The organism is Natrinema sp. H-ect1 (assembly GCF_041821105.1).
GTDB classification, from domain to species: Archaea; Halobacteriota; Halobacteria; order Halobacteriales; family Natrialbaceae; genus Natrinema; species Natrinema thermotolerans.
In genome coordinates this window covers 174,704-198,377 of record NZ_JBGUBA010000001.1, presented here as the reverse complement: position 1 = coordinate 198,377, position 23,674 = coordinate 174,704, and the positions used below count along the sequence as shown (strand labels likewise).

Annotated in this window: 22 protein-coding genes and 1 tRNA gene; 12 read left to right on the top strand and 11 right to left on the bottom strand. The window is 65.2% G+C overall.

Annotated elements, in window-relative coordinates; all coding sequences use genetic code 11:
• Window positions 1-22 precede the first annotated feature (22 nt).
• The gene (locus ACERIM_RS01040) at window positions 23-823 is read right to left on the bottom strand and encodes an enoyl-CoA hydratase-related protein (RefSeq protein WP_373630791.1); all 801 of its coding nucleotides are present in this window, start codon (window positions 821-823) and stop codon (window positions 23-25) included.
• Window positions 823-2,391, bottom strand: coding sequence for a long-chain fatty acid--CoA ligase (locus tag ACERIM_RS01035; RefSeq protein ID WP_373630790.1), 1,569 nt, complete (start codon window positions 2,389-2,391; stop codon window positions 823-825). Before ACERIM_RS01035 ends, ACERIM_RS01040 begins: the two co-directional genes overlap by 1 nt.
• Before the next feature lie 219 nt (window positions 2,392-2,610).
• Between ACERIM_RS01035 and ACERIM_RS01030 the strand changes: the two genes are divergently transcribed.
• A complete protein-coding gene (locus ACERIM_RS01030) occupies window positions 2,611-3,231 on the top strand; it encodes a universal stress protein (RefSeq protein WP_373630789.1) in 621 nt (206 codons plus the stop codon).
• Window positions 3,232-3,271: 40 nt separating this feature from the next.
• Here the strand turns inward: ACERIM_RS01030 and ACERIM_RS01025 are convergent, their stop codons facing one another.
• Entirely contained in the window at window positions 3,272-4,837 is a 1,566-nt protein-coding gene (locus ACERIM_RS01025) for an HTTM domain-containing protein (protein ID WP_373630788.1), read from the bottom strand.
• Window positions 4,838-4,983: 146 nt separating this feature from the next.
• Between ACERIM_RS01025 and ACERIM_RS01020 the strand changes: the two genes are divergently transcribed.
• Window positions 4,984-5,400: a thiol-disulfide oxidoreductase DCC family protein gene (locus tag ACERIM_RS01020; RefSeq protein WP_373630787.1), complete on the top strand. Its 417-nt coding sequence runs from the start codon at window positions 4,984-4,986 to the stop codon at window positions 5,398-5,400.
• A 70-nt stretch (window positions 5,401-5,470) separates the two neighbouring features.
• The gene (locus ACERIM_RS01015) at window positions 5,471-5,641 is read left to right on the top strand and encodes a hypothetical protein (protein ID WP_158413747.1); all 171 of its coding nucleotides are present in this window, start codon (window positions 5,471-5,473) and stop codon (window positions 5,639-5,641) included.
• 159 nt (window positions 5,642-5,800) lie between these two features.
• Here the strand turns inward: ACERIM_RS01015 and ACERIM_RS01010 are convergent.
• The 7 genes from ACERIM_RS01010 to ACERIM_RS00980 all read right to left on the bottom strand — a co-directional run bounded on the left by ACERIM_RS01010 (window position 5,801) and on the right by ACERIM_RS00980 (window position 11,830).
• Window positions 5,801-5,874, bottom strand: a tRNA-Thr gene (locus ACERIM_RS01010).
• Window positions 5,875-5,886: 12 nt separating this feature from the next.
• Window positions 5,887-6,402: a GNAT family N-acetyltransferase gene (locus ACERIM_RS01005; protein ID WP_006648963.1), complete on the bottom strand. Its 516-nt coding sequence runs from the start codon at window positions 6,400-6,402 to the stop codon at window positions 5,887-5,889.
• Window positions 6,371-7,594, bottom strand: a complete 1,224-nt coding sequence (gene pgk, locus ACERIM_RS01000; protein WP_373630785.1) for a phosphoglycerate kinase — start codon at window positions 7,592-7,594, stop codon at window positions 6,371-6,373. Before pgk ends, ACERIM_RS01005 begins: the two co-directional genes overlap by 32 nt.
• Before the next feature lie 102 nt (window positions 7,595-7,696).
• Entirely contained in the window at window positions 7,697-8,305 is a 609-nt protein-coding gene (locus tag ACERIM_RS00995; protein WP_373630784.1) for a CBS domain-containing protein, read from the bottom strand.
• Window positions 8,306-8,389: 84 nt separating this feature from the next.
• Complete coding sequence (locus ACERIM_RS00990; RefSeq protein WP_006648960.1) at window positions 8,390-9,160, bottom strand: GTP cyclohydrolase III; 771 nt, start codon at window positions 9,158-9,160, stop codon at window positions 8,390-8,392.
• Window positions 9,161-9,232: 72 nt separating this feature from the next.
• Window positions 9,233-9,559, bottom strand: a complete 327-nt coding sequence (locus ACERIM_RS00985; RefSeq protein ID WP_006181792.1) for a DUF5785 family protein — start codon at window positions 9,557-9,559, stop codon at window positions 9,233-9,235.
• A 48-nt stretch (window positions 9,560-9,607) separates the two neighbouring features.
• Window positions 9,608-11,830, bottom strand: a complete 2,223-nt coding sequence (locus ACERIM_RS00980; RefSeq protein ID WP_373630782.1) for a PAS domain S-box protein — start codon at window positions 11,828-11,830, stop codon at window positions 9,608-9,610.
• Window positions 11,831-11,863: 33 nt separating this feature from the next.
• On the opposite strand from ACERIM_RS00980, the gene ACERIM_RS00975 reads away from it, so the two are divergent.
• The 4 genes from ACERIM_RS00975 (at window position 11,864) to ACERIM_RS00960 (ending at window position 16,634) form a co-directional block, all read left to right on the top strand.
• Window positions 11,864-11,998: a hypothetical protein gene (locus ACERIM_RS00975; RefSeq protein ID WP_373630780.1), complete on the top strand. Its 135-nt coding sequence runs from the start codon at window positions 11,864-11,866 to the stop codon at window positions 11,996-11,998.
• A gap of 222 nt (window positions 11,999-12,220) precedes the next feature.
• Window positions 12,221-12,391 (top strand): hypothetical protein, encoded by a 171-nt coding sequence (locus ACERIM_RS00970; RefSeq protein WP_373630778.1) that lies wholly within the window; start codon window positions 12,221-12,223, stop codon window positions 12,389-12,391.
• Between the two features lie 258 nt (window positions 12,392-12,649).
• Window positions 12,650-15,295, top strand: a complete 2,646-nt coding sequence (locus ACERIM_RS00965) for an AAA family ATPase (RefSeq protein WP_373630776.1) — start codon at window positions 12,650-12,652, stop codon at window positions 15,293-15,295.
• Window positions 15,288-16,634, top strand: a complete 1,347-nt coding sequence (locus ACERIM_RS00960) for a hypothetical protein (protein ID WP_373630774.1) — start codon at window positions 15,288-15,290, stop codon at window positions 16,632-16,634. The genes ACERIM_RS00965 and ACERIM_RS00960 overlap by 8 nt, the downstream gene beginning before the upstream one ends.
• Before the next feature lie 232 nt (window positions 16,635-16,866).
• On the opposite strand, the gene mct is transcribed toward ACERIM_RS00960, so the two are convergent.
• Window positions 16,867-18,039 (bottom strand): succinyl-CoA:mesaconate CoA-transferase, encoded by a 1,173-nt coding sequence (mct, locus tag ACERIM_RS00955; protein WP_373630772.1) that lies wholly within the window; start codon window positions 18,037-18,039, stop codon window positions 16,867-16,869.
• A 163-nt stretch (window positions 18,040-18,202) separates the two neighbouring features.
• On the opposite strand from mct, the gene glmS reads away from it, so the two are divergent.
• Genes glmS through citE form a run of 5 tightly spaced genes read left to right on the top strand, consistent with a single transcriptional unit; the run spans window position 18,203 to window position 23,534 of the window.
• Window positions 18,203-18,658: a methylaspartate mutase subunit S gene (gene glmS / locus ACERIM_RS00950; protein WP_006648954.1), complete on the top strand. Its 456-nt coding sequence runs from the start codon at window positions 18,203-18,205 to the stop codon at window positions 18,656-18,658.
• Window positions 18,659-20,104, top strand: a complete 1,446-nt coding sequence (locus ACERIM_RS00945) for a methylaspartate mutase subunit E (protein ID WP_006181785.1) — start codon at window positions 18,659-18,661, stop codon at window positions 20,102-20,104.
• Window positions 20,105-21,382 carry a methylaspartate ammonia-lyase gene (locus tag ACERIM_RS00940; RefSeq protein ID WP_373630771.1) on the top strand — a complete coding sequence of 426 codons (1,278 nt, stop codon included), beginning with the start codon at window positions 20,105-20,107 and terminating at the stop codon, window positions 21,380-21,382.
• Window positions 21,375-22,436 (top strand): 2-methylfumaryl-CoA hydratase, encoded by a 1,062-nt coding sequence (mch, locus tag ACERIM_RS00935; RefSeq protein ID WP_006181783.1) that lies wholly within the window; start codon window positions 21,375-21,377, stop codon window positions 22,434-22,436. The genes ACERIM_RS00940 and mch overlap by 8 nt, the downstream gene beginning before the upstream one ends.
• Before the next feature lie 54 nt (window positions 22,437-22,490).
• Entirely contained in the window at window positions 22,491-23,534 is a 1,044-nt protein-coding gene (gene citE / locus ACERIM_RS00930; protein WP_006181782.1) for an L-malyl-CoA/beta-methylmalyl-CoA lyase, read from the top strand.
• The last annotated feature ends 140 nt before the right edge of the window (window positions 23,535-23,674 follow it).

Below are 23,674 nucleotides of genomic sequence, written 5' to 3'. Positions count from 1 at the left end.
ACTAAAACCCGAAGCCGACTCCCTACTGTCCGTCGAACTCGGGCTCGCGGTCCTCGAGGAAGGCGGAGACGCCCTCGGCGTGATCCTCGGTTTCGAAGACGATCCCCTGTGCGACGGCCTCGTCGGTCAGGGCCTGCTCGAGCGATTTGTTCAGCCCTTCGCCGACCAGCCGGTTAGCATGGCGCAGGGCGATCGGTGGCCCGGAGACGATTTTTTCGACGAACGCGTCGGCCCGGTCGTCGAACTCGTCGGCGTCGTAGACGTGGTTGACCAGCCCGAGATCCGCCGCGCGCTCGGGGCCGAAGATGTCGCCGGTCAGGACGAGTTCCTTGGCGACGTTCTCGCCGACGATTCGGGGCAGCAGATAGGAGGTTCCGGCGTCGACGCTCAGGCCGACCTGTCGGAAGACGAAACCGAAGGCGGCGTCCTCGCTGGCCAGTTGGATGTCACACGCGATCGCGAGGTTCGCGCCGGCACCGACGGCGGCCCCGTCGATCAGCGCCACCGTCGGAATCGGGAACTCGACCAGTCGCCCGATCAGTTCGTTCGTCGACCGCTCGAGGCGGCGTACCCGATCGTCCGCGGGGACGTCGTCCTCGATGGCCTCGGTCATCCGCTCGATGTCGCCGCCGGCGGAGAACGAGCCGCCGGAGCCCTGTAAGACGACGACGCGGGCGTCGCTGCCCTCGATCTCGTCGAGGGCCTCGGAGATCCCGGTGCTGATCTCCTCGGAGAGTGCGTTTCGGCGGTCGGGCTGATTGAGCGTGATCGTCGCGGCTCCGTCCGCCTCGAGATCGAGGCGGACTGCGTCACCGAGCGCCATCAGTCGTCACCCTCCTGCTCGCGAAGTTTGAACTTCTGGACCTTCCCGGTGGTCGTTCGGGGGAGTTCGTCGACGAACTCGACCTCGCGGGGGTGTTTGTACTCCGCGAGGTTAGTCAGACAGTACTGCTTGATCTCCTCCTCGGTCACGTCGCCGTCGGGCGTGCGGACGACGAACGCTTTCACGGTCTCGCCGCGGCGCTCGTCGGGGATGCCGGCGACGGCGGCGTCGGCGACGTCCTCGTGTTCGAAGAGGAGTTCCTCGACTTCGCGCGGGTAGACGTTGTACCCGCCCGTGACGATCATGTGTTTCTCGCGGTCGACGACGTAGAAGAAGTCGTCCTCGTCGTGGTAGCCGATGTCACCGGTGTGGAACCACGTCCGGCCGCCCTCCTCGGTAAACGCCTCCTCGTTGGCTTCCGGCAGGCCGTAGTAGCCTTTCATGACGTTCGGCCCGGCGACGACGATCTCGCCGGTGATCTCGCGCAGGTCGGCCTCTTCCTCGTCGATCGGTCCCTCCTCGACCGGCGGGACTTCCTCGAAGTCGTCGTCGACGACCTTCGAGTCGACGCCGGGGACGGTCTTCCCGATGCTGCCGACGCGTCGGCCGTCGATCGGGCTGTTGAAGTGGGTAATCGGACTGGTTTCGGTCAGGCCGTACCCCTCGTAGATCTTCGGCTCGTAGAGTTCCTCGAACTGGCGCAGGACCTCGACCGGAATGCCCGAGCCGCCGACGCCACAGAGCCGTACCGACGACAGGTCGAACTCCTCGGCGTTTGGCTGGTTGATGACGTCGTTGTACATCGCGGGCACGCCGTGCATAATCGTCAACTGCTCGTCCTCGATCAGCGAGACGGCGTCCTGTGCGTCCCACTCGGGCATCGGGTAGAAGGCACCGCCGTTGAACAGGGTCGCGTTCATCGTGACGGTCATCCCGTAGATGTGGAACAACGGGAGGACGCCGAGTCCTTTGTCGTCGGCGCGGATCCCATCGGGAATGAGCTTCGCGGCCGAGTTCGCGTTCGACGCGAGGTTGTTGTGGGTGAGCTGGACGCCCTTCGGCTGGCCCGTCGTCCCGGAGGTGTACGGCTGGACCGCCACATCGTCGTCGGCCCGGTCCACGATATCGGGATCGCCCGGCTCGAGGAACTCCTCGAGCGTGACCGCGCCCTCGGCCTCGCCGCCGATGCTGACGACGTGTTCGACGCTCGTCTCGTCTTGGACCTCGTTGACGAAGGGGACGAGGTCGGCGAGCGCGACGACGACCTTGGCCTCGCTGTCGCCGAGCAGGTGGCCGATCTCGCGGGACTTGTACTGCGGGTTCATCGGGACGACGACCCCGCCGGCTCGCAGCGTCCCGTGGAACCCGATCAGGAACGGCGGCACGTTCGGCAGATAGAGCGCGACGCGGTCGCCCGCACCAAGTCCGCGCTCCTCGAGCGCGGTCGCGAAGGCACCCGTCTGCCCCCAGAACTCCTCGTAGCTCGTTTCCGTCCCCTGATAGCCGATCGCGGTGTTGTCGCCGTGTTCCTCGACGGCGGCCGCGAGATTAGTGACAAGATTTGTCATAGTCCGTGCGGTACGTTCGCGCGTACCGTAAAAAAGATTTACATCGTTCGGAGAGCGCGCCGGGATCGCTTACCATCGATAATCGATCTGAGTACTCCCGATCACTGATACGCCCTCGTCGTTTCGAGGGGACAACCAGCGGCCCGTGTGGGCCGTCACCGGCCCGTGAGCATCGACTCGAGGGTATTTAGGGCCGCGTTCCCTACCCTCGCGGTGTCGATGTATCAGGACATCCTCGTTCCGACGGACGGGAGCGACGGTACCCGCCGGTCGATCACCCACGGGCTGGCGATCGCCGACCGGTTCGATGCGACGGTCCACGCGCTATCGATCGTCCCCGAAGGCCCGCTCGGAACGCTACAGACCGACGAGGCGATTCCCGCGGCCGAGCGCGCAGTCGAGCGCGTCGCGGCCGAGGCCGACCGCGAGGGCGTAGCGGCCGTGACGGCCGTCGAACAGGGGGTCCCCCACGAGACGATCCTCGAGTACGCCGACGAGAACGATATCGACATGATCGTGATGGGGACCCAGGGCCGGACCGGACTCGACCGGGTGCTGGTCGGGAGCGTCACCGAACGGATCGTCCGCATGGCCGACGCCCCCGTGGTGACCGTCCGACTGACCGACGACATCCGTATCGACGACGCCGAGGAGGCCGCGGACATCGCCCGCAAGACCGCCGCGAACGAGGGGTACGACGGTCTCGCGCTGGCCGACCAGCCCCACCGGACCAGCGCCTCGTGGATCGTGCCGCTCGAGACCGACGCGGGACCGGTTCACGTCCACGTCGACGCCGTCTCCGGCGAGGCCCGCGTCGCGAAGGGACCGGTCGACGAGTAGCGTCGGCGTCCCCACTGGACCACCGGTACAGCGACCCGTCTCAGTCCTGAACGAACGCGCCGTCGCAGTCGTACTCGCGCAGTTTGATGCTGGTGACCGGTTCGGTCTCGTTGTACGGTTCCGACTCCTGGGCCATGTAGTAGAGTTCGAGGCGCTCGATGTCCGTCTGATGGTCGTCGTTCCACCGCTCACAGAGGTAGTTCGATACGTACGACTGGTGGTTCTCGTTGTCCCCGCTCTCCATGTTCGCGAGGTATTTCCGCCACCGCGTGGTCGGGTAGACGTCCTCGTGGCTCGGAGGTGGGTTCCAGTTGACCGCGGACCGGTGCATGGCGTCGACTCGAGAGCCGTTCTCGAGGTCGGCCGGGGCGTGGAACCAGCCGTCGGTCCGAAGCGGTTCCGGGGCGAACATCCGCCACGACTGGTCGGTCTCGGTGGCCTCGAGAGCCGTTTCGCCGGCGTCGGGCACCTGCGTGTATCCCAGTGCCTGGGCGTTCGAGAGAACGACGAGGACGAGAAAGACCGCTGGAACGGCCGTCGATAGCAGCGACCGGCCGCGGGCGACGCCGGCGGTGAGGAACCGATGCGACGGCACGACGGCGGTCCCGACCACGTCGGCCATCGATCTTTCGGGACGGCACCGCCGGAATCGTTCCACCGTGTTTCGGAGCGGTCCGGCAAGGCCGGTTCGGGCGACCGCCGCCGTCAACCGATCCCAGACGACCGGCGGGAAGAAGGGCACGAGCGCGGCGACGACGACCAGCGGGAACAGCCCGATCCGCATCGTCACGAGCATTCCGATATGCATTCCGGCGAATGCACCAGCCAGCGCCGCTCGCGGCCATCCGGTCAGGAGGAGCAACAGCGGCGTACAGACGAGCAACGCCACCCACAGATACGTCATGAGCCGCAACAGTTCGGGATAGGCCGTGAGGACGTCGCCGAGCAGGTACGTGAACATGTAGTCGAGGCTGAAGACGTAGGCGACTGCCTCCCCGCCGAACCACAGCTCCCCCCGGCTCTTGTGGATGGCGTTCGAGACGTACATGACGACGACCTGGAGCAACAGCGCCATCGTCGCCACGTTCGCAACGGTCGCCCGGGCCGTCTCGGGACGGTACGCGTCGACGGCCCAGCGCTCGCTCAGCGGGAGGAACATCGCCCAGAACACGAGGAGTCGAAGCAGCACATCCCCGCCGTTGAGGACCATCGGGTTCCGGGCGTGCAGGGAGACGAGCAACAGCCACGAGCAGATCGTCGCGAGCCGTGTCCGGTAGCCGACGGTCATCGCGAGGGCGACGCCGCCCGCTAGAACGAACAACAGCGCGATCGCCCACGCCTCGCCGGAGAGGGCGTGCAGCGAGTACACCTGCGAGTAGTCCGAGAACAGGGCCCGGCGCGGAAGGACGCCGGCGTCGGTGTAGAACGCCTCGAGGTTTCGAGCCCGGAGCGCGAGGTCGGCGAGCAACAGGAGTCCGAGCGCGATCCGAAACGCTGCCAGCGCTCGCGCGTCGATCGCGAACCGGCGTTCGATCCCGGCGGCGACTCGATCGGCACCGCTCGAGAGTCGCCGGCGGACGGCAGTGATGGAGGGGTGTCGGGACATCGTCGTGGAGAGACGTCCGGGCGTCTCGACCGGCACGGAATATGCTTCGTGCAAGCTGAAACAGCTATTTGTGCGATTACTTCTCGTTCGAAGACGGGTCCGATCGGAACGCTGAACTGGCCCCGCTGCCTACTGCGTTCCGTCCGATGAGTACCGAGGTCCCCGACGAGAGTCCGATCGTCCTGTTCGACGGGGTCTGTAACCTCTGTAACGGGGTCGTCCAGTTCATCGTCCCCCGGGATCCGGCGGGGAAGATCCACTTCGCGTCCCTCCAGTCCGACGTCGGTCAGGACCTGCTCGCGGCTCACGACCTGCCGACGGACGCGCTGGAGTCGATCGTCCTGGTCGAGGGCGACGACTGTTACGTCAAGTCCGCGGCCGTGGCTCGGATCGCGGCCCACCTCGGCGGCGTCTACGCCCTCCTGTCGGCACTGCGGTATCTCCCGCGCCCGATCCGGGATCGCGCCTACGACTTCGTCGCGGCCCGTCGCTATCGCTGGTTCGGGCAGAAAGAACAGTGTCTGATGCCGACCGGTGACGTTCGAACCCGGTTCCTCGAGTAGTCCGTCAGGGCGTCGCCGACCGCCGCGTCCCGCGGACAGCTTTTAGTCGTCCCCGCCCGTACCCGCGTGTGTGTCACCCGACGAGCGGGCCGATTGGCGCCTCGACCGGACGACCGGTCGTCCGACTCGTGTCGCTCGGGCCCTGGTCACCGCCGTCTCGGCGGAAGCGCTGGTTTTGATCCTGCTCGGACTGGCGATGTTCGCGGTCCTCGCGACCGGTCGCGCGCTCGGACTGTGGTAGGCCGCCGGCGGAACCGACGGCCGGGACGCCGCGAGACGGCCGTCTCTCGGCTCCGTGGGGCACTGCTCGGTCGCGTCTCGAGCGCGTGACGTTCGACGGGAGCCGATAGCAACCGACGGTCCGAACCGGTCGGTGGCGGCGTTTGAACGCGAGGTAGAAAGCCAGGGCGGGGATTTGAACCCCGGAAGTCTCGATTACAAGTCGAGTGCATGAACCGCCCATGCTCCCCTGGCGCAGGCCGTGGGTTAGCCGTCCTCCTTTGAGTGTGTATCGTTTTCGTCGCGGTCCGCGAGCGAGCGCGTCATCGACACGCGGAACGGATCATAGCCGTGGCGGCGGTAGAACCGACGGGCGGCCTCGTTGTCCGCCATCACCTCGAGCAGCAGTTCGTCGACGCCGCGGTCGGCGAGCGACGCTTCGGCGGCCTCAAGCAGGGCGGTGCCGATCCCCTGTCCCCGGTAGGCCGGCCGGACGTAGATGTTCGAGAGCAGGCCGCGCGTGGTGTCGAGTTCGAGGGTGCCGCGTTCGACCGTCACCGAGACGAAGCCGACGATCGCGCCCTCGAGGCGGGCGACGAACAGGCCGTCGCTGACCAGATAGGCACCGAGCGTCTCCCGCATGGCCTCGCGGTTGGCCTCGGGGCGGACCGCCGACTGGTACCGGCGCTGGTCGTGGGCGAGGTCGACCCAGAGGTCCGTGAGAGCGTCGAGGTCGGCCCGCGTGGCGAGTTCAATCGTCGGCCGCTGGTTGCTCGGGGGCATTCTCGAGTGCGGTCACGGCGGGCAGCGATTCGGCGGTGAGCATCCGGAGGGCCGCGCCGCCGCCGGTGCTGACGTGTGAAAAGCCCTCGACGCCGAGTTGGCGAAGCGCCGAGGCGGTGTCGCCGCCGCCGACGATACTCGTGGGAATGTCGGTCGCGGCGTCGTAGAGCTGTCGTGTCCCGGTCTCGAAGCGGTCGTCCTCGAAGACGCCGGCGGGGCCGTTGAGGATGACGGTTTCGGCGTCCTCGAGGACGCGCCGGTAGTACTCCAGGGTCGACCCGCCGATGTCCATGGCGGATTCGCCGTCGCCCGGCGGAAGGGCGTTGACGCCGAGTTCGTGGCGGCCGCCGTCCCGGTCGACGGCGACGTCGCGGGGCAGCGCGATCCGGTCGCCGTGGGCGTCGAGCAGATCCGCGGCGCGGTCGATCTCGTCCCAGTAGCCCTGGTCGTAGATGAAATCGGAGCTGGCGTCGCCCAGGTCGACGCCGTCGGCGATGAGAAAGACGTTGCCGACGACGCCGGCCGTGAGGACGTGATCGGCCAGCCCCTTCTCGAGGACCGACCAGGCGACGTCGATGGAGTCGGAGACTTTCGCCCCGCCGAGGACGTAGACGCGGGGTTCGTCGGTCTCCTCGATCGAGCCCAGTACGTCGAGTTCGGACTCCATGACCCGGCCGGCGTAGCTCGGCAGGACCGTTGGGAGCCCGACCAGCGAGGGCTGGGAGCGATGTGCCGCCGCGAAGGCGTCGTTGACGTAGGCGTCCAACACCGGCTCGAGGCCCTCGACCAGATGGGTCCGGGCGGCCCGCTCCGGCTCGAACTCCATGTACTCCTCGCTGTAGAAGCGGGTGTTCTCGAGGACGACGCAGTCGCCGTCCTCGAGGTCCCTGACGGCCTCGCGGGCGGCGTCGGTGAAGGTGGCGTCCACGTAGTCGACCGGCTGCCCGAGCAGTTCCGAGAGCCGTTCGGCGTGGGACTCGAGGGAGACGAACTCGTCGCCGCCGGGTCGGCCCTGATGGGCGAGGACGGCGACCCGACCGTCCCGCTCGAGCAGTTCCGCGAGGGTATCGACGTGGGCGCGCAGGCGGGCGTCGTCCGCGAGCGTGTCATCGTCGTCGATCGGACTATTGACGTCGACGCGAACACCGACGGTAGTCCCTTCGACGTCCAGGTCGTCGAGGGTCGCGATCATTACCGGTCAGTCCACTGCGGCACCCGAAAGGTCTTTCTATCGGAGAGATAGTCTGCGTTGACTGATGACACACCACACGCAGTTGTGAATTCCGAGAGCGGCCTACACCGTCCGACAGTCCGAACAGACCAGCTGGCCGTTGGCGTCCCACAGCGCGTCCGCGAGCGAGCCACAGGCCTCGCAGACGCCCTGGGTGGTGTACTCGTCGCCGCCGTTGGGGAGGACGGCAGCCTCGCCCTCCCCGGCGGGGGGCGCGGTCGCGGGCTCGGCGATGCCGCGGTCGCGATCGATCGGCGGCTCGCTCGAGCGGGCGGGAGTCATCGTCGCCTGGAAGGAGCTGGCGGCCGCGATGACGTCGCGCTGGGTGACGAGCCCGACGATCCCGTCCGGGCCGTCGACGACGACGTTACGGATGTTCTGGCGGGCCATCGTGGTGGCGACGTCGGTCAGCGATCGGTCGGGGTCGACCGTGATGACCGGCGTCGTCATCACCTCGTCGACGGTCGTCGCGGACGGCTCGCCTTCCCCGGCGATCAGTTCCAGGACGTCCCACTCGGTCACGATGCCGACGGGCTCGGAGCCCCGGACGACCAGCGCACAGCTGGTCCGTTCCTCGCGCATGAGCCGCACCACGTCGAGCACGGTATCCGATTCGCTGACGCCGACGTACTCGCTCGTCAGCACGTCCCTGACGGACAGTTCCGATTCCATACGTGTACGGATCACACGGACGGGCTAAAAGCTACCTCCACCACACTTAAGAAAATCGGGAGCGAAGTTCTCTAACTCCCGAACTCAGGCGTTCTCCCACTCGAGTTCGACCCGCGTCCCGTCGGCCCGACAGGTCTCGAGGGCGTGTTTGGCGTCGTAGCCGGCCTCGTGGGCGCTCTTCCCGCGACCGACGCCGACCTGCATCTCGACGCCGACGGCGTCCGCGACGTGTGTGACTGCCTCCTCGTAGTCGGCGGTCCCGAGATCGGGGCAGACGACAATGACGTTGTCGCCGCCGACGAAGAAGGAGAGGCTGTCGTGGGCGTGGCGCATGTGGCGCATGAGTTCCGCATAGCCCTGCTCGATCTCGATGAAGGTGTCGAAGGCGTTGAGTTCGTCCGTGTAGTTGCCGGTCGCGTTGATCACGTCGAAGTGGGCGATCTGGACGTCCTCGTCGGCCCGGAACTCCTCGTCGATGGCCCGTCCCTCGAGACACTCCCGACGGTCCTCGTCCTGTGCGCTGCCGGCGTCTTGCAGGCGTTCGGTCGCGTCCGACAGCGCCTGGACGGGACTGCGACCGGTCGCGACGCCGAGACTGAGCGTCACGGGGTATCGGTTGCCGACCGACTCCTGGAGGAGCGCGTGGTCCTCCATCGAGCAGCCGTTCGTGACGGCGATGATGTTGTCGAACCGGGTGAAGAAGGTGTAGCCGTCGCGGTTGCCGACGAACTGGGAGATGTCGGCGTACAGTCGGGATTGCATGGTCTGGAGGTCCGCTTCCCGGCGGGGCTCCGGGGTCACGGTCCAGGGGCCGTAGTTGTCGATCTGAACGAGCGTTACCTGCGTGTTAGTCACTGTGAACGTTCCTTTCGAACGCCGTCGTATAAGTGATACGTAATCCAGATTCGTGATGGAGCGGGCGCCCGATCAGGCGTGGACCTTCTCCGGGTCCTTGCCGTGTGGGTGGTACTTCCAGAAACCGCCCTCGCGCATCGCCGCGCCGACGGCCTTGTGCATGTCGACCATCGTCTCGAACTCCGCGGGTTCGACGTACTCGAAGATGTCGCTGAGCGCGACGACCGTCTCGTGGTTGATTCGGACGGGATAGTCGCCGTACTCCTCGACGAACTCGTCGCGCACCATCGGGAAGTCCTCCTCCTCGTCGACCTTGTCCGCGATGATCCGCATGTCGAACTTGCGCATCCCCTCGCTGCCCTCCTCGCCGTCGGGATCGACTGGCCAATCGTTGCTCATACCTCGACGTGTGTGGGGGTCCCGCAAAAGGATTTCTCCTCGTCGCCGTCACCGGCCGACCGAGTCGACATCGGCCAGCTCGAACCGTGCGCCGCCGGCCGCGCTCTCGGTCGCCGTCGCCGTCCAGCCGTGGGCCGCCGCGATCCGCTCGACGATCGCGAGCCCGAGGCCGGTCCCGTCCCCGTCGCTCGAGTAGCCGCTCTCGAAGACCCGCTCGCGTTCGTCGGGCGGGATCCCCGGGCCGTCGTCCGCGACGTAGAAGCCGTCCCCGCCCGCGAGGTCGCCGACCGTGATCGTGACGCCGGAGCGGTCCCCATCGCCGTCGGGGCCCGCGGGGCCGACGTCGCTGTGATCCACGGCGTTGCGAAGCAGGTTCTCGAGCAACTGCTTGAGCCGCGCCCGATCGGCCCGAACGACGGCGTCGGTGTCGACCCGCAACGCGGCCGTCCCGGTGTCGACGTGATCCCAGCAGTCGTCGACGATCGCCGCGAGATCGATCGGCTCCGGGTCGGGCTGTGGATCCCGATCGCGCGCGATCGTCAGGATGTTCTCGATCAACACGCCCATCCGGTCGTGGGCCCACGCGACCTCCTCGAGGTGGGTCTCGTCACAGTCGCAGGTCCGGCGGGCCTGCTCGAGGCGGCCCTGTGCGACGTTCAGGGGGTTCCGGAGGTCGTGGGACACGATACTGGCAAAGCGCTCGAGGCGCTCGTTCTGGGCTTTCAGCTCGCGCTCGCGTTCCTTGCGGTCGCTGATGTCCCGCAGGACGCCGACGGTCCCCTGAAAGCGGCCGTCCTCGTCGGAGGGCAGGATCGAGATGTGGTTCTCGTTGGGGCGTCGCCTGCCGTCTCTCGTGACCGTCTCCATCTCGAAGGAGGCGTGATTGCGGTCCGGATCGGCCAGCAGGGCCCTGATCTCCGCTTCGGCGGTGGCGATGTCGTCTTCGTCCATGATCAGCGAGACGTGTTCCCCAACCAGTTCCTCGGGTCGGTAGCCGGTCGTCGTCACCTCGCCGTTGCTCGGCGGGACGACCTTCGTGATGTAGCCCTCGGCGTCGAGTTGATAGGCCTCGTCCGGGATCGTCTCGAGGATCGTCTCGTACTCCTCGAGTTCGCGTTTGCGCTCGGTGCGGGCGGTGATATCGCGGACGACGCCGGCGACGCCGCGGTACTGACCGTCCGCGAGGGGCAACAGCGAGACGTTGTCCTCACACCGAATCCGCTCGCCGTCGCTCGTCTCGATGGTGATCTCGTAGGTACACTGGCGGCCCTCAGTGTCGGCGGACAGCAGCGAGCCGACGGTCGCTTCCCCGCGCTCGACGGACTCGTCGTCGAGCAGGAACGAGATCGGCTCGCCGACGATCTCGTCTTTCTCGTAGCCGGTCATCTCGGCGTAGGCGTCGTTGACGTAGGTGTAGCGCCCGTCGTCGCCGACCGTGTAGACCGGATCGCCAAGCGCCTCGATGATCGTCTCGTAGCGCTCGAGATCGCGTTCGCGTTCCTTGCGGTCCGTGATGTCCCGAACCGTACAGATGAGATCGCCGTTGCCCGTCGTCGACAGCGAGTGGGCCTCGACGAAGGTGGTGCCGTCGGCCCGGAGCCCGGTCGTTTCCCCATACCACTCGCCCTCGGCCATCACCGTCGGGATGATCTCCTCGTGGGCGGCGGCGACCTCGTCGTCCGGGTAAATCAGTTCCCAGTGTTCGCCGATCAGCTCCGCCGGCTCGTAGCCATAGAGGTCGGCGTAGGCCCGGTTTACGTAGACGAATCGGCCGCTCGAGTCGAGGATGCTGACCCCTTCCTGTGCGGTTTCGACGGCGTGGAGTTGTCGCTCGCGTTCCCGGCGGCGCTGGGCCGCCTCGACGGCATCGACGACCGCGTCGGCGAGGGCCGCGTCCCGCTCCGGGTCGTCGGCCTTCCGCACGTAGTCGGTGACGCCGGCCGAAATCGCCTCGCTCGCGATCGCTTCCGAGCCCGAGCCCGTAACCAGCAGAAAGGGGATCGAGTCGACTTCCGAGCGGGCGTCCTCGAGCAGCGCCAGCCCGTCGGCGTCGGGCAGGTCGTATTCGGAGACGATACAGTCGATCTCGCGGTCGGCAAGGTACTCGAGGGCCTCGCTGGCGCGGGTGGCACTGAGCGTGTCGATGGCGACGTCGCGTCGGTCCAGCAACTCGGCGATCTTCACGGCCCACTGCGGGTCGTCGTCCACGCAGAGGACACGGATCTCGTCCATCGAGACGCCCCCAGAGCGGGGCCCGTCCCGAATGCTCATGCCCCCTCTCTCGCGACGACGCGGATATAGATTGTGGCTGGCCGCTCGATCGCGACGGGCCGCCTCGAGGCCGCCACCCGGCGTCCGGAAACGGCGACGCTCGAGGCCCGCCGGGACGCGCCGCTCGGGATCGCTCGAGCGCCCTCTATTCCACCGCGCCAACAGTAGATATAAGTCCGAACAGCTAAACGTACTAACTGGAAGTCAGGCTCCGAAACAGGGGGCACATCGAAATGCCCCGGGTGTCACAGCACCCGAGACTGGCTTCCAAACCCGCAAGGGTTGAAGCCATGATTACGTTACTACTTCCGGGATATAAACGTCCCGCACGACGCACAAATCGCCCGACGCAAGGAGCCTCTGCCACGCGCGCCGCACGTGGTGGTTGCGATGGCTAGGGACCCCGCGAGCGACCGGGAGTCGGACGACGACTGGTCGCTGCCGGACTGTCCCCGCTGTGGCGAGCCGGTGACGGTGTCGGTCGTCACCGGCCCCGACACGAGCCACCTCCAGCCCTGTGGCTGTACGGTGCCGCCGGCGACGTTCGTAGGCTTCGAGTAGCCGGGTCGGCTCGAGCCTCGGCGGTCAGCCGGCCGGTCGGCCGTCGCGGGCGAATCCACCATTCGACACACCACCTCTCCGTCGGCATCGTCGGTCGGCCGGTCGGTCCGTAAGCGGGGCTCGAGTCTCGATTTTTCGGATGGCCCTCGCCTCGAGCGTGTCTCGGGTGTCGTCGGCGTATAAAGAGCGGAACCCGGAGAGGGAATCGTGATGCTGCAACAGGATTTATACGGTGATACTGTCTCGATTTAGAGAACAATGGGTGCGGGACTATCCGCGGAGACGGACAATAACGGGCCGCCGACGGTCTATCAGGTTCCGGTGAAAACGGAAGCGGACGAGCCGATCCGGATCAATTTCGAGCGAACCGCCGTCGACGGCGTTCGTCGGGACCGACTTGCGGACGTTTGTGAGATCCCTCTCGAGTACGAGACGCTTCGCGTCTGGGGCAATCGAGAAGACATCGCGGCCGACACCGGGGACTACCTCCTGTTCGCGGATCGAGATGGCCGTCGTGGCGGCGAGTACACGCTGCTGGCACGTATCGATCACGCGACGATTCTGGACGGGGAGACGGCGACGGCGTTTACCGACGCGATCGGGTGGGGCGACGTGTCGGACGCCACGTATCACCACGTCATGTTTTTGGATCCCGTCTACGAGACGACCCTCGAACGCGAGGACTTCTGGGAGACGCTCGGTTTCCGAGGGTGGCCGAACGACACGTTCAGCTCGATCGACTTCGAACGCGGCGGATCGACGTTCTTCGAGGAATACGATTCGATTTCGGCTTTCATCGAGGAGATTCGGGGTCGCAAGCTCTATCCGGCCGAACCGGTCGAGGACTACGAGACCCTCGAGGCAGCGATGACCGACATTCGAGCGCGACTCGAGGACTCCGACCGAGACGTGTCATGGCTCGAGACCCGCCTCGGACGGGCACTCATCGCCGAGTGGTCGGCTTCCCTTTCCGGGTTCAAACCCTCGGGTACCGTCTCGGCGAGTACAGCGGCGACGTTCGATCAACTCAGGCGGATCTACGAATCGATCGAACCCGAACTCGAGGAGATCGCCGACGAACTCGGTGTCGGATCCCACTGCTCGTTCGCACCGGCAAAGACACTCTTTCTCTGCTGGGTCCGTTTCCTCCAGGCGGAGATAGATCACGCGGGCGGTGTCCTCAGCCAGCCCCGACTGAACAGCATCCTCCGAGAGACGTACACGGTACCGACGGACGAAGGATCGATGCCTGAGCCGTCGGACAGTAGCCATCCGGTACTCTCCCATATTCGGACGACATCGCCGACGGTCTACAAATTCACTGCGCCGCCCGACTACTGGCTCACGAGCGTCGAGTACGGGGCAGTCTCGTTCGAAACGGACCACCGGGATCGGTGGGAGGGCGTCTCGAAGGGGGACGTTGCGATCCTGCATTCCCGCGCCGAGCCATCGGCCGAGGATCTCAGCCGCCAACCGAACGGGATTATTGGTGTCGGCATCCTCGGCGAACGGTTCGAGAACGACGAGCGGTGGTGGCGAGACGAACACGAAACCGACGTACACTATCCGTTTATCGTAACGTTCGATCGGCTGTTCCTCACGGGTTCGATCGACGATATCGATACGTCTCGCTCGATCGTCGACAAGTCGATCGCGGAGATCGATCGCGAGGCTGCTGCACTGACGACGGGGTCGCTCTCGATCGACCGAGCCAACGGCCTCTGTGGGGAAGCGTCCGGTACGGGATTCCCCCTTCAGTCCAAATACGCGGCGTTTCGGAACGACGACGGAACGATCGACTACGACAGACCCGTCACCCTCCTCGAGGCGCTTTCGCCGGAGTTGCGTGAAGTCTCTCCGATCAACGTTCACAAACCGTATCGGGGCTCGATACCGGCCGCGACGCTCGACGGGCTCTATTTCCCCGACGAACAGGGCGAGCGGATTCTCGAGCAGATCACGACGGCGCTGCGATCGGGGAAACATATCCTCCTGACCGGTCCGCCGGGCACGGGGAAAACGGAAATCGCTCGTCGAGTCTGTTCGTCCCTCGTGGACGGCTATCCGCACCTGTATTCGGATTACGAGTTGACCACGGCGACCGCCGACTGGTCGACGTTCGACACCGTCGGCGGTTACATGCCGAACGAATCCGACGAGAGCGGTAGCGACGACCTCGCGTTCACTCCAGGTGTCGTCCTTAACCGTCTCAAGAACAACCGGACGGGAACGCAATCGAACGATTTGATCGTCATCGACGAGTTGAACCGCGCCGACATCGACAAGGCGTTCGGCCAACTCTTCACACTTCTCTCCGGCCAGTCGGTGCAGTTGCCGTACACCAAGGACGGTCACGAGATCGAACTCACGACGACCGACGAACTGACTGGACTTCCGGCGGACAACCAGTACGTCGTGCCGGACTCGTGGCGGATCTTCGCGACGATGAACACCTACGACAAGACATCGCTCTACGAGATGAGCTACGCGTTCATGCGCCGATTCGCATTTATTCGCGTGTCGGCTCCCGACCTTCCGTCTGACGACGACCAGTTGGAGGACCTCGTCTACGAGTATGCGGACGCGTGGGGACTCGACCCCGATCGGAACGTCGCGATGGCGACCGGCCGCGTCTGGCGGGAGACAAACGATGCCGTCGAGGAGCGAGCGATCGGGCCAGCGATCGTCGAGGACGTACTCCGCTACGTGGATCAGCATCCCGAATCGGACCTCGAGTACCATCTCACGCAGGCCGTCATCAGCTACGTCTTCCCGCAGCTCGAGGGCGTCCCGAAGCGACGGCAGATCGTCCGCGAAATCGCGGCCGTCAGGGAGATCGACGATTTGCTGCTTGAGCAAGCCGCTCGAGAGATGCTACAGGTGACCCTCGCCGAAAATGAATAGGGACGAACTCCTCGATCAACTGACCGAGGACATCCTCGCACACGTTATGCGAGGGTCGTTTCCCGAACGCGAGCTGGCGGCGTCGATTAAACCCGAACAGTTGGATGAACGATTCGAGGAGTACGAACTCCTCCTCGACCTCCACTTCATCCTCAAATCTGACATCGTCGACTTCGTTCGCGACCTTCGGAGCCACCTACGGAGCATTCGAACCGAAACGCGAACGACGTCGAGAACCCGCCGCGGAACGGTCGATGGCCGAATCAATTGGAACGAGACGATCAAAAAGAGGTATTCCGAGCATCCTCGAGACCGGTCCATCTTCGTCTGTGATGACCGGACGATAGACTACGACATCCCCGAAAACATCGTCCTCAAACGTCTGATCTCGATTGTCCATACGACGATCCGGGAAGCTGAAGAGTACCTCCGCGACGATTACGACTGGGTACAGGAGACGTGGAAGGGAAGCGAGGATCTAATCGATGAACTCCAGCGGATCGTCGAGCGAAACGTCCACGTCCGACGGATTCGCGATCCGGACAGCTACGAGCCGACGGAGCGAATGCTCACCACGGCGGCGAACTCACGCCACGCCGTGTACCGCGAGGCGGCGTCGCTCCTGCGGACTCGAGAGCGACTGTTCGATGGCGACGCCGACGCGATCCGCTCACTACTCGAGGAGACGGCGATCGCCCCCGACGATCAGGACTCGCTGTTCGAACTATTCGTCCTCTTTCGGTTCGTCGCAACGCTCGAGCGACTCCAAGAGAATCGGCCGACGTACAAGACGATCGCGACGGGCCGACAGGAGGTAGCGCGGTTCGAGGACGAGAAGGAGATCGTCCTCTACCACGACAACTCGGCGAGCGATCGGAACCTGTCGTTCGTCGCCGAACCCGACAGAGACATGGAGACACTCTCGCGGACCGACAAAGTCCAGCTCGAGGCACAGGAAATCGCGAGCGACTACTTCGGTCGAGAGTTCAGGAATCACACCGGTCGCCCCGACGTGATCGTCCTTGAGGTCATCTCTGAGGACGATGACCAACACGAGTACCTGATCGTCGAGGTCAAAAACAGTGCCAACGTCGACACGATCCGACGTGGGATCAAGGAGACGCTGGAGTACCTCGCTTTCCTCCGTGTCAACGAGGAGTTCGTTTTCGGTCCCGACGAGGACGAGTACTTCGGCTCCGGGTGGAACGGCCTGCTGGTAACGCAGGACCTTGAGGACGAAACGGCCTCTCTCGAGGAGCAAACCGAGAACCCGGTAACGATCCTGCAGGCCTCGGAGTTGGAGCAAGGCCTCGAACACATACTACACGAGATTTTGTAGGATGAGAGTTCAGACAGGTGTGTACTGTACTGGGCCGACATTTTTATCTCTTGTCACACTACGAAGAGGTATCCGATGATTCTCGAAGAACTACCAATGGACCTCGAGGAACTCCGTCGCGACGTTCGTGATCGAGCAGAAGAAAAGTCGGAACTCGCTAAGGGAGCCTACGAAGTCGGGCGGAATTTAACTCATCTTCCCGACCCACATATCAGAAAACAAACAATCGGTGTTAGTCGTCGGCCGTCTCTTCTGCCTGCTCGCCCAGCACGTCCTCGCGGTGTTCGTCCAGCAGCGGCGCGCGACCGCGGGGCTCGGGCTCGGTCTCGCTCATCTTGATCGGATTGCCCGCGATCTCGACGTCGGTGTCGGCCCCGGGCTGTTCGACGGGCACGAGCATGTCGCGTGCGTGGACGTGGTCGTCTTCGAAGATCTCCTCGGTGGTCTGGACGGGCGCGGCCGGGACCCGGCCCTCGAGCTGGCCGACGAGTTCGTCGTTGGTCTGCTCGAGTGCCCACTCCGAGATCTCGCCGCGGAGGTGATCGCGGCTCTCGAGGCGTTCGGCGGTCGTGGGGTACTCCTCGGCCAAGTCCTCGCGACCCATGATGTCACAGAGTTCGGCCCAGTGGTTGTTGTTGAACGCGGCGATGACGGCGTAGCCGTCGTCGGTCTCGAAGGCGTTGTAGGGAAAGAGCGTGGGGTGGGAGTTGCCCCGTCGGGTGGGGGCCTCGCCGGTGTAGGACTGCTGGTAGATGGCGCGCTCGGTGAAGCTGAGCATCGAGTCGTACATCGCGGTGTCGACGTACTGGCCCTCGCCGGTCTGTTCGCGGTGGTTCACGGCGGCGAGAATCCCGATGCAGTTCAGCGTCGCGGTGAAGAGGTCGCCGACGCCGGGACCGGTCTTGGTCGGCGGGCCGTCGGGTTGGCCGGTGGTTTCCATGACGCCGCCAAGCGCCTGCGCGATGAGGTCGAAGGAGGGCTGGCCCTGGCGGTGGGTCTCGCCGGTCCGCGGGTCGCCGAAGCCCCGAATCGAGGAGTAGATGATATCTTCGTTGTACTCTGTGAGGGTCTCGTAGCCGAGGTCGTACTTCTCCATCGTCCCGGAGCGGTAGTTCTCGACGACGATGTCTGCCTCCTCGACCAGCGAGAGGAAGTCCGCACGATCCTCCTCGTCGCCTAAGTTCAGCTCGATGCTCTTCTTGCCGCGGTTGACGCTCTGGAAGTAGCCCCCGTAGGCTTCCTCGTCGGGGTCGTCGACGAACGGCGGGTTCGACCGGATCATATCGCCGCCCGGCCGCTCGATCTTGACCACGTCCGCGCCCATGTCCGCGAGCAACATCGTGCAGTACGGCCCGGCAAGCACCTGGGTCAGATCCAGCACGCGAAGGTTCGAGAGTGCGCCCATGTCTGTATGCCCCCCTTTCCAAACCAGTACCAAAACCCTTACCATCGATTATGTAGTTGGTGGCAGGTACCGAGGGCTGAGTGAGCATCACCCATTGGGACGGTCTTAGGATCTTTAAGGAGTATTATCATGGAAGATCATTAGGTTTATACACCGGTCGCTCATGAGTCCGAGTACGATGTCCCAAACGGTCGTCCTCGGCGTGATCGGCTCCGATGCCCACGTCGTTGGCATCACAATCCTAGAGCAAGCCTTCAGCGCAGCCGGCTTCGATGTCGTGAACCTCGGTGTCCAGACCTCCCAGGAGGAGTTCGCCGAGGCCGCTAAAGCCCACGACGCCAGCGCTGTACTCGTCTCCTCGCTCTACGGACACGCCGAGCAGGACTGTCAGGGATTCCAAGGCGTTCTCGAGGACGCGGGCGTCGACGCGGTCACCTACATCGGCGGCAACCTCGCCGTCGGGCAAGACGAGTTCGAGGAAACCCGTCGGACCTTCCGCGAACTCGGTTTCGACCGCGTCTTCGATTCGGAAACCGATCCCGAGGACGCGATTGCCGCGCTGCGCGAAGACCTCCAGATCACACCGACGGAGTCGGAACGCGCTACTATTAGTTCCTAGATGATACGAGACGAACGTATTCCGTCCGACGAGCTACGGCGTATCGACGAGGAAATTCGATCTAACTGGCCGACGGGCGAAGACGTCGACTTCGAGGAGGCCATCGAGTACCACGAATCGCTGCCCGACCACAAGCGATTCGCCGACGTCCTCGAGTCGGCCGACAAGCCCCTTCTGCAGCCACGAGCCGGCGTCCCCCGGCTCGACGATCAGATCGAACTCCTGCGATACCTCCACGAGGAGGGACAGGCGGATCTCCTGCCGACCACGATCGACTCCTACACCCGGGACAACGAGTACGAGAAGGCCCAACAGGGGCTGGACAAGGCCCTCGAGACGGGCGACGACACGCTCAACGGGTTCCCCGCCGTCAATCACGGCGTCGACGGCTGTCGACAGCTGATCGACGCGGTCGACGCGCCGATCGAGGTGCGCCACGGGACGCCCGACGCCCGCCTGCTGGCGGCGATCACCTTCGCCGGCGGCTTCCAGAGCTTCGAGGGCGGCCCGATTTCCTACAACATTCCGTACACGAAACGCCACGGGCTCGAGGAGACCATCGAGAAGTGGCAGTTCGTCGATCGACTCGCGGGAGCCTACACCGAACGGGGCGTGCGGATCAACCGCGAGCCGTTCGGCCCCCTTACCGGTACCTTGGTCCCGCCGTCGATCGCGATCGCAGTCATGCTGGTCGAGGGGAAACTCGCCGCCACGCAGGGCGTGCGCTCGATCACCCTCGGCTACGGGCAGGTCGGTAACGTCGTGCAAGACGTCGCCGCCCTGAACGCCTTGAAGAAGCTGGGCAACGAGTATCTGCCCGACGAGGTCGTCGTCACGACGGTCTTCCACGAGTGGATGGGCGGCTTCCCGCCGGACGAGGCCCGCGCCAACGGCGTGATCAGCCTCGGCGGCATGACCGCCGCCATCGCCCAGCCCGACAAGGTCATCACCAAGTCCCCACAGGAGTTCCAGGGCGTCCCGACCAAGGAGGCCAACTCGGCCGGCCTGCGCACCACGCGGCAGGTCATCGACATGGCCATCGAGCAGAAAATCGACATCGATGGCATCGAGGAGGAACAGGACCTCATCGAGCGCGAGACCCGCTGTCTGATGGACACCATCTTCGAACACGGCGACGGCGACGTCGTTCAGGGGACGCTCAAGGCCTTCGACTCGGGCGCACTCGACGTGCCGTTCGCACCCAGCGACAGCGCGAAAGGAGCCGTCCTCCCCGCACGCGACGACGACGGTCGCGTCCGCATCTTCGAGTGGGCCGACCTCGAGATGGACGAGGACATCAAGGAGATTCACAAGGCCCGACTCTCCCGACGTGCCGACACCGAGGGCCGCGATCAGTCGTTCCGCATGGTCGCGGACGACGTCGACGCGATCAGCGACGGAAAGCTCATCGGCCGACCGCAGTCACAGCCACAGGGTGACGTCTAAATGGAGATTACAGGAATTCACGCCACGCCCGGCTACTCCGGGTTCTTCTTCGACGATCAGCGCGCGATCAAGCAAGGTGCCGAACACGACGGGTTCACCTACGAGGGCGAGCCCGTTACCGACGGCTTCGACGAGATTCGCCAGGCCGGCGAGTCGATCATCGTCGACATCGAACTCGCCGACGGGACCGTTGTCCGGGGCGACTGCGCCGCGGTCCAGTACTCCGGTGCCGGCGGGCGCGACCCGCTGTTCAAAGCCGAAGAGTACGCCCCGGTCATCGAGGGCCCCGTCGCCGACGCACTCGAGGGCCGGGACGCCACCGACTTCCTCGACAACGCCGAGTCCCTCGAGCAGTTGGAGGTCGACGGTGACCGGCTCCACACCGCGATCCGTTACGGCGTCTCGCAGGCCTTACTCGCCGCCGCGGGGTCGGCCACGGGGAAGACAAAGACGGACGTGATGGCTGACGCACTGGGCACCGAGCCCGCCACGGAGCCGGTGCCGGTCTTCGGCCAGTCCGGTGACGACCGGTACAACAACACCGAGAAGATGTTCGTCAAGGGCGTCCCCGTCCTGCCCCACGCCCTGATCAACAGCGTCGAGAAGATCGGCGAGAACGGCGAAGTGCTGCTCGAGTACGTCGAGTGGCTGGTCGAGCGCTCCCAGGAACTCGGCCCGGAGGGCTACGACCCTCGCTTCCACATCGACGTCTACGGCATGATCGGCGAGATCTTCGGCGCGCCCTACGACCGCGACGAGGTCGTCGACTACTTCGCCGACCTCGAGGCAGCCGCCGCGCCCTACCCGATCCAGATCGAGGGGCCGATGGACGTCGGCAACCGTGCCGACCAGATCGACGCGATGGTCGAACTCCGCGAGGGACTGAAAGATGCCGGCGTCGACGTCGACATCGTCGCCGACGAGTGGTGTAACACCTTCGAGGACGTGCAGGCGTTCGTCGATTCGGGGGCCGCCGACCTCGTGCAGGTCAAGACCCCCGACCTCGGGGGTATCCACCGCAGCGGGCAGGCGGTCCGCTACTGCGAGGGAACCGATACCCGCGCCTACCTCGGTGGGACCTGCAACGAGACCGAAACCTCGGCGCGAGCCTGCGCCCACGTCGCGCTCGCGACCAACGCCGCACAGGTGCTGGCAAAGCCCGGCATGGGCTTCGACGAGGGCTACATGATCGTCGAAAACGAGATGCGACGGACGATCGCCCGCCGGGAACGCGAACAGTTAGCGACCGACACTGACGAGGTGACTGCAGATGACTGACTGGACAGATCCGGACACGTTCGCACAGGCGCTCGAGGAAGTCGAGACCAAGGAGAAGGGCAACTGCTTCGAGGACTTCGAGGAGGGCGATATCATCGAACACGACCCCGGCCTCACGCTCACCCAGTTCGGCAACGAACAGTGGATGAGCCAGACCCTGAACCACGACCCCGCCTACTGGCGCAGCGACGCCGCCGCAGCGCGTGGTTTCGACGAACCGCCGGTCCACCCGGACTATCTGACCGCCGCGACGCTGGGGATCACCGTCGAGGACCTCAGTGAGAAGGGCGGCTACTTCCTCGGTCGGACCGACGTTCGCTTCCCCGAGGCGCCGGTCTACACGGGCACCGAACTCCACGTCGAGAGCGAGGTCGTCAACACGGCGACCTCGAGTTCCCGACCGGAGTACGGCATCGTCTCCTGGCGCACCCGCGGTACGGACGCCGAGACCGGTGACGTTCTCTGTTCCTACGAGCGGACGAACATGATTCCGCGCCGCGAGCCGATGGCCACGGACGGGAGCGGCGCTGCGGCCGCCGAAGACGAGGACGAACCCACACTCCCCGACGAGTTCATCGCACCCGAAGGGGGCTACTTCGAGGACTTCGTCGCGGCCCTCGAGGACGCCGACGACGAGAACGCCGCCGTCGCCTACCGCCACGAGCGCGGTCGCACGCAGGACGACGTGACCGTCGCCTCGCTGCCGTTGTCGACGCTCAACACTGCCAAACAGCATCACAACGTCGACGTCATGTCCGACTCGCCGTCGGGCAACATCGTCACCTACGGCGACGTGACCCGGTCGACGGCACTCGGCCATGCTCGCTCGGACGAGCAAACGTGGCGCGAGGTCGGCTTCGACGACGAATCCTTCCACACGTTCGTCGCCGTGGGCGACACCGTCTACGCCTTCACGCGCGTCCTCGAGGCCGAAGACGACGCCTCGAGCGACGCGGCCGGCACCGTCCGGTTCCAGCACATCGCGTTCAACCAGAACGACGAACCCGTCTACTCGGGGACGCGGACGGCCGAGATCCGAAAGCGTTCTAACTAACACGATCGATTATCACAAACGACCGCGGACAATCACGAACTCAGATACGAACACATGACTGACGACATCCGACTCTGCCGTACGTTCCAGACTGCACCGGCCGCCGTTCCAAAAGACGACTCCGCGAAGTACCTCGTCTCCGCGCTCGAGGCCGAGGGCTTCCAGGCACCCGACTGGCTCGTCCCCGACATGGAGGACGGCACCGCGCCGAACATGAAAGCCGAGGGGCTCGAGAACACCATCGAGAAGGTTCCCGAGTACGACTTCCCCGGCGAGATCTGGCCCCGCGTCGAGTGGAGCTACGAGGACGCGGAGTACCGCGAGAAGGGCCGCGACCAGATCGACCAGCTCGTCGCCGAGATCGGCGACGAGATCGACGGCGTCGTCGTCCCCAAGGTCGGCCGCCTCGAGGACGTCGAGCGTGCCGCCGAGGTCGTCGCCGAGGCCGAGTCCGAGTACGGCTACGAGGACGGCTCCATCGGCCTCTCGATCATCATCGAGACCGGCCGCGCCCGCTCGGATCTGCGTGAGATCGCCAAGTTCGGCGAGGACTCCCGGCTCACTGGACTGGTCTTCGGTCCCGTCGACTACGCCGCCGAACTCGGCGGCCGCGACCTCGGCGACGGCATGCCCCGCTGGGACGGCCTGCTCGAGGCGCTCTCGAACGAGGCCAGCGCCGCCGGTCTCGTCTCGATCGGCGGCCCCTTCGACGACCTGTTCAAGGAACGGGCCGGCCTGACGTTCTACAACGCCGACGACTACGCGGATCAGGTCGAACACGAGGCCCAGCTCGGGCTCGACGGCTCCTGGTCGCTCTATCCCAAACAGACCCTGCAGGCAAACACCGTCCACATGCCCACGCCCGAGGAACTCGAGCGCGACGTGAGCAAGATCGAGCGCTTCAACGCGGCCAAGGCCGAGGGGACCGGTGCGGTCACCCTCGACGGCCAGATGGTCGACGAGGCCACGTTCAAGAACTTCCGTAACACGGTCCAGCAGGTCCGCGCGATCCACGAGATGCGACCCGGCCAGACCGAGGAGTACTACGACGAGGACCTCCTCGAGCGCACGCTCGATCTCGAGCTGTCCTACGAATAGGACCTCGGTCCGGCGGTACTGCGTCGCGACCCGACCGTCTCTGATTTCTTCGCCGCATCTGTTCTCGAGCAACCGGACGAAGCGTCCGTACGGAGATCCGGGTGGGCTATGACTCCGCTATAGTATCTCGAGGACTGCCT